At 36.8% G+C, this 12,720-nt stretch carries 11 protein-coding genes; 2 read left to right on the top strand and 9 right to left on the bottom strand.

From position 1 onward, the window contains the following. Nucleotides 1-36: 36 nt before the first annotated feature. Together A5482_RS00055 and A5482_RS00050 are read right to left on the bottom strand one after the other, a co-directional pair. Nucleotides 37-1,374: a sedoheptulose 7-phosphate cyclase gene (locus tag A5482_RS00055; protein WP_242411917.1), complete on the bottom strand. Its 1,338-nt coding sequence runs from the start codon at nt 1,372-1,374 to the stop codon at nt 37-39. Between the two features lie 304 nt (nt 1,375-1,678). Further along, nucleotides 1,679-4,807 carry a DEAD/DEAH box helicase gene (locus A5482_RS00050; RefSeq protein WP_069790327.1) on the bottom strand — a complete coding sequence of 1,043 codons (3,129 nt, stop codon included), beginning with the start codon at nt 4,805-4,807 and terminating at the stop codon, nt 1,679-1,681. Nucleotides 4,808-5,335: 528 nt separating this feature from the next. Here A5482_RS00050 and A5482_RS00045 point away from each other — a divergent pair. Next, on the top strand, nt 5,336-7,123 hold the full coding sequence (locus A5482_RS00045) for an ABC transporter ATP-binding protein (protein ID WP_069790326.1): 1,788 nt from the start codon (nt 5,336-5,338) through the stop codon (nt 7,121-7,123). A 339-nt stretch (nt 7,124-7,462) separates the two neighbouring features. On the opposite strand, the gene cas2 is transcribed toward A5482_RS00045, so the two are convergent. The 3 genes from cas2 to A5482_RS00030 are packed head-to-tail and all read right to left on the bottom strand — an operon-like array spanning nt 7,463 to nt 8,249. After that, complete coding sequence (gene cas2, locus A5482_RS00040; protein WP_069790325.1) at nt 7,463-7,735, bottom strand: CRISPR-associated endonuclease Cas2; 273 nt, start codon at nt 7,733-7,735, stop codon at nt 7,463-7,465. Nucleotides 7,736-7,770: 35 nt separating this feature from the next. After that, nucleotides 7,771-7,962 (bottom strand): hypothetical protein, encoded by a 192-nt coding sequence (locus tag A5482_RS00035; protein ID WP_069790324.1) that lies wholly within the window; start codon nt 7,960-7,962, stop codon nt 7,771-7,773. 32 nt (nt 7,963-7,994) lie between these two features. Further along, complete coding sequence (locus A5482_RS00030) at nt 7,995-8,249, bottom strand: transposase (RefSeq protein ID WP_446684846.1); 255 nt, start codon at nt 8,247-8,249, stop codon at nt 7,995-7,997. 110 nt (nt 8,250-8,359) lie between these two features. Here A5482_RS00030 and A5482_RS00025 point away from each other — a divergent pair, with 110 nt between their 5' ends. Continuing rightward, entirely contained in the window at nt 8,360-9,667 is a 1,308-nt protein-coding gene (locus A5482_RS00025; RefSeq protein WP_446684748.1) for an NF041680 family putative transposase, read from the top strand. Between the two features lie 85 nt (nt 9,668-9,752). Here the strand turns inward: A5482_RS00025 and A5482_RS00020 are convergent, their stop codons facing one another. From A5482_RS00020 to A5482_RS00005, 4 genes are all read right to left on the bottom strand, one after another. Further along, entirely contained in the window at nt 9,753-10,079 is a 327-nt protein-coding gene (locus A5482_RS00020) for a transposase (protein WP_446684785.1), read from the bottom strand. A gap of 20 nt (nt 10,080-10,099) precedes the next feature. Next, nucleotides 10,100-10,567: a helix-turn-helix domain-containing protein gene (locus A5482_RS00015; RefSeq protein ID WP_069791634.1), complete on the bottom strand. Its 468-nt coding sequence runs from the start codon at nt 10,565-10,567 to the stop codon at nt 10,100-10,102. 63 nt (nt 10,568-10,630) lie between these two features. Next, nucleotides 10,631-12,277 carry a type I-D CRISPR-associated protein Cas10d/Csc3 gene (cas10d, locus tag A5482_RS00010; RefSeq protein ID WP_069791839.1) on the bottom strand — a complete coding sequence of 549 codons (1,647 nt, stop codon included), beginning with the start codon at nt 12,275-12,277 and terminating at the stop codon, nt 10,631-10,633. Nucleotides 12,278-12,438: 161 nt separating this feature from the next. After that, nucleotides 12,439-12,582, bottom strand: coding sequence for a hypothetical protein (locus tag A5482_RS00005; RefSeq protein WP_161486851.1), 144 nt, complete (start codon nt 12,580-12,582; stop codon nt 12,439-12,441). Between the last annotated feature and the right edge of the window lie 138 nt (nt 12,583-12,720).

Below are 12,720 nucleotides of genomic sequence, written 5' to 3'. Positions count from 1 at the left end.
GGCGATCAGACGCCAATCAGAACAACCCTCGTAGTCCTATTCTAAACCAAGATCACTGAGATACATCTGCTCTCCTGCACCCTCATGGGGTAACTGGGAGCAGTACTTTTTGTGAGCAACAACCGCTTGATTGAGCAACTCAGGTTCCACCTCTTGAACATAGTCACAAGCTCCGATGGTGGTAGGTAAAGGCGCCCATAAGCCCCCATCACCCCGTTTACGGCGCATATTTTTCTGCCCATCTACCATGATTTGAACATCTTCTAGGATGGGGTGAAACACCGATAAACCTAATTTACTAGATAAATTAATAATTCTTTGACACTCTTCTTGGCTTAACCAGCCCAACTCTTGAGCCAACGTAGCTCCAAATGCCATGCCAATGGTGACTGCATGACCGTGCATTAATTTAACAGCAGGTTCAAAACGAGGACTCCAAGTATGCCCGTAAGCGTGGGGCCTGTCTTGGTACGTTTCAAACATATTTGTTCCTTCATGCTTCATATAGGCATAAAGAGCTTTGTAGATAATCAAATCAGCGATTTTTTCTAGTTCTTCACTAGCATCGATGGTGGCAAAACGAGTTTTAATCAACTCCTGCCCGTACTGTTCCAATAACTCAAACAACTCCTTATCATCGGTGACTGCCATCTTGATAATTTCTGCCATACCATTACGGATATGTCCCATATCAAGGGTAGAGAAAAATTGACGATCCACTAGAGTTAATACTGGGGGATGATACACCCCAATGCTGTTTTTAAACTGAGTGCCATTGGTACAAGTACGGGGAGAAGGGCCTGCATCAATGGCGGCAATGATGGTTGTACCAATCATGATGTAAGGGGTGCGGCGATGTTGCAGCGCACAGGCTAAACCAGCCACATCACTCAACACACCACCCCCAATGACTAATACAGGCTCATTACGAGACACATCACAGCCATCTTTCCCTAAAAAGGCAAGGATACGATGGACTGTTTCGGGGGTTTTATCACTTTCCCATGCCCGTATGACCATTAATTCTAAGGGAATTTCTTGGGCTTGGAAATAACCTTCTATTTTCTCTCCGTATAACTGGGCAACGGTTTGATCTACTACGGCGATACAACGACTACGAGGGCGATAAATATTCGCGAGGGTATGGTTAGATATGGCGAAAATATCCTTAACTACCTTTACCTCTGACTTGAGTTGATATACCGCCGTTACTTCAAAGGATAAACCCTCATCAGCGGTGGTAATTTGACCTGAACCTGTGTACCATTCTGATGTGCGATATTTTTCTTCGTGGGGGCGCCAAATTACTGTCTTATCATCTTCCTTGAGATTTTCGGCTAGGGCGCCGTTGCCCATGGTTGAATCTCTCATCATTGGGAACGAACTTTTTATTTCACTAGAAACCATGACTGTTTCAATCCTTATTGTTGACTGAATAGCCCGAAACCTCAGAGGTTTATCTATTCTGGCTACCATACTACACAATATTTTTAAGATTGTAAAGAAAAGTTAAAACAAATATTAAGAAATTAATACTTTTTTCAGGTTGTACTGAATCTGTAAAAAAAATTATACCAACGCAACGAACAATGGGCTTAAGCCCATTGCCAAAAACAATAGTTAAAATCCCTTGTCATGGAAAGATGGTAGATTAATTAAGAATGATATTTGATGAGATTTACAAAACGGCATTACGATCCAATACAAGTAAATTTCTTAATTGATCGCTATCTAAGTCGGTTAGCCAATCTTCTCCACTATTGATGGTTTGTTCGGCTAGTTGTTTTTTACTTTCGAGAATGTCGTTAATTTTTTCCTCCAAAGTACCGCTACAGACGAATTTATGCACCTGTACATTTTGAGTTTGCCCGATGCGGAATGCCCTATCGGTGGCTTGATTTTCTACGGCGGGATTCCACCATCTATCGAAATGGAAAACGTGGTTTGCTTTGGTGAGGTTTAATCCTGTACCTCCTGCTTTTAGAGAGAGAATGAAAATTGGCGGCCCTTGGGGATCATTTTGGAAACGGTCAACCATTTCTTGACGTTTTTCTATTTTTGTGCTTCCTGATAGGAACATCACATCTACTCCTAGTTTTTTCTGTAGATACGGTTCTAATAAGTTGCCCCATTCGGTAAACTGAGTAAAGATTAAAGTGCGATCGCCCTCAGCCACAATTTCCTCTAACATTTCTTCCAATCGTAACAATTTGCCAGAGCGAGGCTCAAAATCTAAACTATTCTCCTTGAGAAAATGAGCAGGATGATTACACACTTGTTTTAATCTCATCAATAAAGTTAACACCAAACCATGGCGCTGAATCCCCTTACTATCATTAATTTTAACCAAAGAATCATCTACCAAACTTTGGTATAGGTGCGCTTGTTCGGGAGACAAACCACAATAAACATTCATCTCCTGCTTTTCGGGTAAATCCTGAATGATATTTTTATCGGTTTTTAATCGTCTCAGGATAAAAGGCTGAACCAAAGAGCGTAAAGTTTTCAGAGAATCTTGATCCCCATATTTCTCGATGGGCAAAGTAAAACGCCGTTGGAAAAACTGCTGTGTACCTAAATAACCCGGGTTCAAAAACTCCAAAATTGACCATAATTCAGAAAGACGATTTTCCACAGGAGTACCCGTCAAAGCGATACGAAAATCTCCATCCAACTGACGAATGGCTTGAGTTTGTTTTGCTTGAGGATTTTTGATATTTTGAGCTTCATCCAAAATTACCCCTTGCCAATCAACCCCTTTTAAACCATCTAAATCACGAAATACGAGGGCATAGCTAGTGATAATCACATCATACTTTTTTGCCTCCTTAACAAATGTCTTACCCTTATGGCGCTGCTCCCCATGATGAATTAAAGCCTTGACATTGGGGGCAAATTTTTGAATTTCCCTAGCCCAGTTATTCATCACCGAGGTTGGGCAGACAATTAAACAGGGCTTAGTTAATAATTTATCCTGCTTTAAACGTAATAAAAAGGCTATTAATTGAATGGTTTTACCTAAACCCATATCATCAGCTAAACAAGCCCCTAAATTCCATTTTTCGAGAAAATAAAGCCAACTAAAACCTGCTTTTTGATATTCTCGTAAATCCCCTTTAAAGGTTTTCGGGGTGGGTAAAATTTTGATTTTTTGATAGTCGTTAACACTATTGATTAATTCTGATAATGCCCCACTACTCTCGAAGGAAACGACGGGTAATTTTGCAATGGTTTCTCCGTTACCTCCGCTCAGGCGCAGGGCATCTTCCACGGTTAAATTAATATTATTATTGGCTTGATCTAAAATATCTTGGGCGGCCTTTACATCAGCAGGTTGCAATGCTAACCATTGCCCATCTACTTCCACAATGGGGGATTTTTGAGCCAAAAGATTTTGAAATTCTTTGTTGGTTAAAACTTTATCCCCTACGGCAACTTTGAGGTTATAGTTCAATAAACTATTGAGGTTTAAACGCTCTCCTTTTTTGAGGTTAACTTTTGCTTCAATTTTGACTCCTAAACGTTTTTCTCCTGCTCCTTCTGCTAAACCTTCGGGTAAAATAATACCTAATCCATTATCTTGTAGTTGCCATACTGAACTACGAATAAATTGATAAGCGTCAATAGCGTTTAATTGGCAATGATTTGGCATTGCATTTTCTAAACTTTTTGCCACCAAAGGATAAATTTTGGATGCTAAACCTAATCCTTTTAAAAGAATTTCTTGAGGGTTTTCTATGGTGCGATCGTCAATTTCTAAATCAGGGTGAGAATGTTGCCAAATTTGCTCGGATGGTACGAGAAAATCTGGGTTATCAATGGCTTGTAAATAGTAGTCTAGTTTCCAATTATCATAGTTATTTTCTGATGGTGCAGGGGGGTTTAATTTAAAACAAATACGATATTGTTTTTTTGATAATTGAAAGTCGGAGGTAATTAAATTATCTTGAATTGGCAATGTCCAATGGTCAAAGGCCATCTTTAAACGTTTACTTTCTGTGGATGGCAAATCGCAATGGTTTATGTCAGTTTCAGCTAAGGAATTTAACCAAGGTTCAATAGTTATATCATTGCCTAAAGGGGTGGGTTGTTCTAGTAATTGTCTGATTTGTAAGTCAACAATATTGGTTAAAAAGTCTAAAATTAATTCTTGAGGATCAATAGTTGGTGATTCTTCTGAATCAACGTAGCAACGGCACAATGAGGGCATCGATTGCACAAATTTAGTTAACCTTATTTGGTCGATGTTACTATCTAGTAATGGTTGCCAAAAACTTTTATTATGGTCATCAATGGTGGGGAGAAATTTTTGGCGACAAATGAGATCTAAACTCCATCTATATACATGACTCCAAAATCGTAAATCTGAGCCGATATATTCTTCGTTATTGAGGGGGATTTGCTGTAAGAAGCTAATGGTATCAAGAAAATTTAGTTTAATTCCTTCTACTTTCCAAGGGTATAAAATAACGGTACTTAGTTTATTTTCGATCGCCATAAATTGTTCATATAGTAGCGGAACAACAGTTTTTGATCTTGGCTTTTTTTGGACGGGAAATAAAACTAATTCTTTTTGTTTTCCTTTACTTTTTTCAAAGGTTTGATTATGGATGGATTCGGGAACTAATTTGTACTTTTCTAAGGTGGAGATAAAATTGTCTAATGATTGACTTTGAAAGGGATAGTTATAAATATCTCTGGTTTGTAAATCGTATTTTTCTGTGCCTAATTGTTTCCATTCTTCATTCCAAATAAAGAAATATTTGAAGTGATTTTTGACAATAAAACTACCACGCAAAATTGACATATTATTTTAGTTTTTTAAAAATAGATATACAAACTTAGATTACCTTCTACAGATGAGATAGTTAAGGAATAATCTAGGTTATAAGGTTGCAAAAAATAAGATTGTAGTTATTATAGATGTAGTTATTTTTGATAAATAAATAATCTGTTTTTTATTAGATAAAAATATAATAGCTCACGGTGAGACATTGATAATTGGTAATCAATTTCCCATATTTTGTGTTCCATTATGGACTAATATCAGGCTTGGGGAATACTTACGATGTATGATCTAATACGACTGGTAAGATATTTTGCCATGAATTTTTATTTTACCACTATGAAGGATTATTGATCATTCTGTTTTGAAAAGTTGGCACAGTAATAATTGAGGAGATTTGACGCTAATTCTTTTTGTTTTGAGCAATGATACGGTTATAGAATAACAAGTCTGATGGGTTGGAGTCGATGTTTGCTCCTTTTTTTTGTCTAAATTTCTTTACAATGGTGAGATATAGCATTTTTGCTAAGTATAGTTATTTTTCACATTATGACCTCCAAATCTATTGCCCCTCTTTCACGATTATTAGAATATTCTCCGAAATACCGTGGTTTGATTTATCGTGCGGTTATTTGTTCGGTATTAAATAAGGTTTTTGATTTAGCACCCCCCGTGTTGATTGGGGCGGCGGTAGATGTGGTGGTACAGAGGGAAGATAGTGCGATCGCACAGTTTGGTTTTGAGAGCGTTTTTTCTCAGTTGTTGGTGCTGACGGTTTTATCGGTCATAATTTGGACATTAGAATCTGCATTTCAATATGCTTATGAGCGTTTATGGCGTAATTTGGCCCAAAATATTCAGCATGATTTACGCTTAGATGCCTATGGCCATATTCAGAATTTAGAATTAGAATTTTTTGAAAATAAAAGCACAGGGCGTTTACTATCAGTCTTGAATGATGATATTAACCAGTTAGAAAGATTTTTGGATGTGGGAGCCAATGAAATTTTACAGGTAATTACCACGGTAATTATTATCGGTTTGGCTTTCTTTATTCTTACCCCTACCACTGCTTGGATGGCTATTGTACCTATTCCCATTATTATTTGGGGTGCGATCGCCTTTCAGAAGTTTCTTGAGCCTCTATACGGTGATGTGAGAGAAAAAGTAAGTCTGCTCAATAGTCGTTTGAGTAACAATCTAAGTGGCATTACCACCATCAAAAGTTTTACCACCGAAACCTATGAAGTAGAGAGAGTAAGGGTTGACAGTGAAGCCTATCGTCGTAGTAACCAAAGGGCGATCGCCTACAGTGCAGGTTTTGTGCCCCTGATTCGTCTGGTTATCTTGGCAGGATTTACCAGCATCCTTTTATTTGGGGGTTTACAGGTGGAAGAAGGGACATTGGCAGTGGGTACTTATAGTGTACTGGTATTCATGACCCAACGATTATTATGGCCCCTTACCCGTCTAGGGCAAACCCTCGATTTGTACCAAAGGGCCATGGCTTCTACCACTAGGGTAATGGCGTTATTGGACACCCCCATTCAAATTCATTCGGGAGATATACCCCTATCCTTTGCCCACACCCAAGGGGAAATTCATTTAAAGGATGTTACCTTTTCTTATTTTGAAAGAGAGCCTGTTTTGCAACATCTTAATCTTGATATACCTGCGGGAAAAACCACCGCCATTGTAGGTTCGACGGGTTCGGGAAAAAGTACCATTATTAAATTATTACTCAGACTCTACGAAATTAATTCGGGTATGATTACCCTCGATGGTATCAATATTCAAGATATTGTACTCTATGATTTGCGACGGGCGATCGGTTTGGTAAGTCAAGATGTATTTCTTTTCCATGGTAGCGTGAGGGAAAATATTGCCTATGGTAGCCCAGATGCCACGGAAGAAGACGTGATTTCCGCCGCTAAAAATGCCGAAGCCCATGAATTTATTATGGAATTACCCCAAGGTTACGATACTGTTGTCGGTGAAAGGGGGCAAAAGTTGTCAGGGGGGCAAAGACAAAGATTATCTATCGCTAGGGCTATTCTCAAAAATCCTCCTATTCTCATTCTCGATGAGGCAACCTCCGCCGTTGATAATGAAACCGAAAGTGCGATCGCCCGTTCACTACAATATATTACAAAAGGTCGTACCACAATTATGATCGCCCATCGTCTCTCCACCATTCGCCATGCTGACTGTATCTATGTCATGGAAAGGGGCAAAATTATCGAACAGGGTAAACACGAAGAATTAATAGCTCACAATGGTATCTATCAAAATTTATGGCAAGTACAAACAGGGGAACAATTAGCAATGGACAGTTAGTTCATTAATGGTTTGAATCCCTTAGTAGGTATTAAGTTGATTTAAACCTTTTGTTGTTGCTCAATATAATCAGTGAGGGTGTTTCAATCCCTTAGTAGGTATTAAGTTGATTTAAACCGCTCACATTTGAAGCCTTTGATATATAAAGTTTTCAAGGTTCATTTCCGTAAGCCTGGGGAAATTATAGCACATTAGTATTAAAAATCATTAACTAAATTACCTATGAATCAGTCATAGTAAAGAGCGTAAGGCGATCGCACTTATTCAAATGCCGTAAACCATAAACAGAGGAGTTTTTTGGAGACTTCCGAGAATAATAGTACATTTACACCCCCATCCTTACGCAAAAAAGATAGTATCATCTGAGGGTTGTTCACCACCAATACGCTCTATTTTACCCTGACAACATTGCCCCAAAAAATAAAAACGAATACTATCACTATCCTCCTTAATTAACTTACTAAGTCGGTGACGCAGTTTAGCATACTGAGTATTAGTCAAATCACATTCAAAAATACTATATTGCACCCATTGTCCATAGGATTTTAAAATATTATGTATCTTTGTTCTTCTTTTATTGTCGGTAATATCGTAACTAATAACAACAAACATTTTTTTTAGAGAATAAATAAAGGATAACTTTAGACTTATTTTTTCACAATTAATGGTGGATATTGTTCTGTTTCATCCATTAAATATTTAGCCAATAAACGAGTCTGAATTTCAAATGCTTCTTGATAAGTACATTGTCTTTTTAAAACAGGATGTTTAAATTTTGATTGTTTTTTCTCTTCATATAAGCGCAGAAAAACTTTTAATCCTTCTTTAGTTAAAGACACAGCATTAAGTAGGTAGGCGAAAGAAAACCAAGCTATGTAAAAGAATGTAAATGAGGACGAACATTGACAAAATCAACAGAATATTGTCCTTTTTCTCCTCTATGTTCTAACCCCCATATTACATGACAAGCTAATTCTTTTTCTGTCTCGAACATTTGACCAGCTAATTGGTCTCGCTTTAAATGCTGCCATTCCAACTCGATATTATTCATCTCGGAACAATAGGGTGGCAAGAAAAACAAAAATAGTCCTTTTTCCTCCCACTGTGAGTATTTTTCTTTGGCTATTTTACTTGTATCTGTAGTTTAGACTAAATGGAAAGTGGAGCAAAGAAGGACAAGACATAAAAGAAAAATAGAGAGAAAATATAAATAAGCAAAAATAAAATCTTCTCTCTATGAACAAATATAGCAGACTGGAAAATTTCCGTCATGACACCTATGAAATGTTAGTCAAAGGTAAAGATGCCACTTTTCAATTGATGGATAGTGTTATGACCACGGAAAATGCTCGTAGTTTGGCAGATTTTTCTTTATCACCTTTTTTCCATCGGCAATGGTGTAGTACCTATGAAGCCATAAAAGATTGTCGTCCGAACAGCAACAAATTGATGAAACGATATATTCAAGAAATAGACACCTTAGAATATACATTACTAGGTATAGATCATACTCAGTGGAAGTTTGAAGATAGTCCCACCATGAAAGATAGAGGTTATCAATATTCTTCGTCATCCATCAATTCATCGGTCATAGGACAAGGATATAGCACCATCGCTTGGTTACCACCATTGAATGAGAAAGGAAGTTGGGCATTACCTTTAAGACATGAAAGAATCACATCCTTTGAAAATCCTCTGGGTAAAGCAACATGGCAACTAAGGCAAGTGTGTAGAAAATTGCCAGAAAATAAACCGAAATTGGTGGTGTTGGATTGTGAGTATGGCAATGGCAAATTTATTAAGCAAACCGCAGATATTGAAATCAGTAAGTTGATTAGAGTACGTTCTAATCTATGTCTTTATGGTAATCCTCCAGCCTATAGCGGTAGAGGCAGACCGAAAAAACATGGGGCAAAGTTGAAATTAAATCAATGTGACCATTTTCCCCATGCCCATGAAATATTAGAAATGGAAGACTCATCCCTAGGAACAATACGGATGAGTAAATGGAAAGAACTTCATTTCTACAATGCCCCTTCACAAAAGCTAACCCTGTTTAAAATTGAACGATTGAAGCAGAAAAAAACTGGTGCTTTACATCGCCCACTGTGGTTAATCTGGGTGGGAGAGCAATTTTTATCTTCTTCCAATATTTGGATTCAATACAGCCGACGATTTGGTGTGGACCACTGGTATCGTTTCGCCAAGCAAAGATTACATTGGACGTTACCCCATTTTCGCACCCCTGAGAGTTGTCAAAGGTGGAGCAATTTAATTGTCAATATTACTTGGCAGTTATGGTTATCCAAGGATTTAGTCAAAGAATATCATCTGCCATGGCAAAAACCTCAACAGAATTTAACCCCCGGAAGAGTGGCTCTGTCTATGACTTCATTATTGATGGACATTGGAAGTCCTACCCTTTCTCCTAAAAGTCGGGGAAAATCCCATGGCTGGCCTAAAGGTCGAAAAAGAAACAAAGCTAAAGTTTATCCTACGGTTAAAAAGCGTTTATCTAAGACTAAAAAAAGACCAAAAAAATAACTTTTAAGCCATTATTAAATTCATTTATAGCGTTTTTGAGCTAATCTTTGTTAGCTTACTTATTCTCTTACAATTTTTTCTTAGTCTAAACTACAGTTGTATGAATTGAGCCGTTATCAAGTACTATTACACGCATTCGCCCTGATTCTGAAGCTATTTTTGATTGTTCGTCCATTAAATTGATAAAGTCATCACTCTTAAAACTTCCTATCACCAGACTATAGAAGAATTGAACTAACGGTTGCCACAATCCTATGATGCTCAATCTTTTTCCTCTTCTTTTTGTTTGCTCTTGTCGTTTCTGCTCTCCCTGAAAATAATAACTATATCCTTGTTCGCTCCACTGACAAAATCCTGATTCATCTCCATATAAAAGGTCTATCTCTCCTGTCGCAGCACTTATGTTTAACATTTCTAAGTCTGCCTGTTTGTTTAGCCGTTTTCTTGGGTCTTGTTTTTGTCTATGACTTTGTCTGGTTCGCTTCCAGACGATTCCCTTTTTTTTAGTATTCGACGCAAACGGTCGCTACTTAAGTTTACTTTTCGTTCTCTTTTTAACTTCTGTGCTAATTGTTTACTATTATATCGTCGTTCATCTTCTCTGATTGTTTTTTCTATGTATATCATGTCTTCTTCAACCCATTTTTTTTCTCTTCCTGGTCTTTTTTTCTCATATATTGCTCCCAATCCTTTACTTTGCCAATTTCTCAGGGTTTTTCTCACTGTTTCTTCTGTCCAACCTAAATAAGCTGCTATTTTCTCTACGTACCAACCATGGTGACTTAACCTGATTGCTTCTCCTCGTTGTCTTTCTCTTTTGTTTAGATTTTGTGCTTGTTGTATTTCTTTGAGAGTTCTTTCTTCTTCTTTGAGCAGAAATACTCTTAATCTTGCTCCCATCTATTTTCCTCCCTTGTCTTCCTATTTATATTTCTTCATTTAACTCGATTTTTCATCGCCTACCTACTTAATCGCAGGTAAATGCTCAGATAAGTTCCAAAATTCAGCAATTTTTTGAATTAATACTTCAGATGTTAACTCAAGACTAAGAAGTTCAGGTAAGTCTTTATTGTTTTTCCTTTGAGCTTTATTTTCTTTAATTAATTCTGTGATTTTTTCTACTTTTGTTCCCCAAATTTTACGAGTTATTGTATCGCCAAATTCAGCTATTCGATCAATTCTAATATCATCAGAGAATTGAAAGTTATAACAACTAGGTAAAATTTCTTGTTGCTGAAATTTAACTAAATTTTCACTACGACTAGCGGAAACAGGGTTTTTTTTATCGTGAAGAATCTTAATGGTTGCATCGAGGGCAACTTCCATTAAACTAATATCATCAAAAAATAGCTCATAATAATCAGGATATTTAATGCCTTTACCATCACGGTTAAATCCTGTTTGACGTTTTTTAAGTTCATCACTACAAAGAGATTTAATCTTGTCAACGACTAATAAGGGAATATCATCTTTATTGATATTAGGTGCATGACGATCGCACAAATAAACTACTCCTGTGGGTAAATAAAGTAAAGGATAATAGTATTTTTGTTCGTTTGTATTGAGATTAGTGTGGGCATCGATTAAAGCATTGTTAAGGATATTGGTTAAAACACCTCTATTTTCGGCAATACTATGATAGGAAAGTTTTAACTGTCGATTACTAAGTCGCCCAACTAAATCGTTAATACTTGGTTGTAATGCGTCTTGGGGATGTTTGATGATTGACGCAAAACGATCTGCTAAACAGGATAAATAAGCGAGGGAGTTTAATTTATCTCCTGTTAATTTCGGTGTTAAGTCGCTATTACTGGATAAATTCCAGTTGGTGTCATAACGGGTTTGAGTGTTATAAGCTATGAATAAAATATCGTCTAAATATTCTAAGTAGCTGTCTGAATTTTCTGGATCAATGAGTCGATCGAGATTAAGATATTTAATGATAACGGTAATAATTTCCCGATGTTGGGCAACGGATAAATCCCTGATTTTTTTACTTTCATCTTTTTGCAAGTCGATATATTTTTGGGGCATTTCAGGGAAACGACTATAATCAAATTTTTCAAAGTCATGAAGAATGAAACCTGCTGTTGATAATCGTCTTTCTTTTTCTTTGATGACTCGTCTAATGGTGGTGTCTAATTTCTGTAATTCTTTTTGAATTAAATTAGCAGGAAATAAGCCATTTAAAAGATGAGTATTGAGAGATTGATCACTTAATGCTCTTTTACTTTTAATTCCTTCGGCTAACTTCTTCTCAATCCATTTCCCCCCTTTAGCAGTTACACCGACAGCAACTTTCAACAAATTCGGTAATACATATTCGGCAAAATCTGCCATGACTATATCATCAGGATTTTGTTTGATAATCGCTTCTTGTAAAAGTTTAAGGGTAATTAATTCTCTTTTTGGAGGTGCAATGGTGCGATCGCTATTTTCCCACTCATCACCTAAATTAAATTCATCATCATCATAGTCATAATCTTCAAATTCATCGTAATTCATTAATTCTTCCTCTTGTGCAAAGGTATCCTTTTGAATGTGATTGTTGTCTAAATCAAGCTGTAGTTGATTAGATTCTGAGTTAGGATTTTTGCTTTTTTTAGGCATAATTTTAGATTGCGAAATTTATTATTTTATTTAGAACGGAAGAGAGAAAAGATAAAATAATTAATACTCTTCAATTTGTCGTGTTTTGTTGATTAGTGACTTCACCAGCCATATTTGGGGGCAAAGAATTCCTACATCGATACCTATTAGGGATTGAAACTCTAGCAAATCCATGATTCACCTCTTTTACTTTTTAAACGATATGCTAAAGTGTCGAGAAGTAAAGCCGATTGCCCAAAAGCGATCGCATAGGGGGGTTTTTCATCTGTGCCTACCTCATCGATAGGATATATTTCAAAATGCATAGGTAATTGTAAACGCCCTTTAACCTCCCATATGGAATAAGGCACGACATAACTAACTAATCCTTGTATTTTTAGTCGTTTGTTAATCTGATTAATCCAACGATTATCAGGTTGATAGACTTGGATACCAGATAAAAC

The organism is Cyanobacterium sp. IPPAS B-1200, from assembly GCF_001747005.2.
GTDB lineage: Bacteria > Cyanobacteriota > Cyanobacteriia > Cyanobacteriales > Cyanobacteriaceae > Cyanobacterium.
This window is presented reverse-complemented; position numbering and strand designations above follow the sequence as displayed.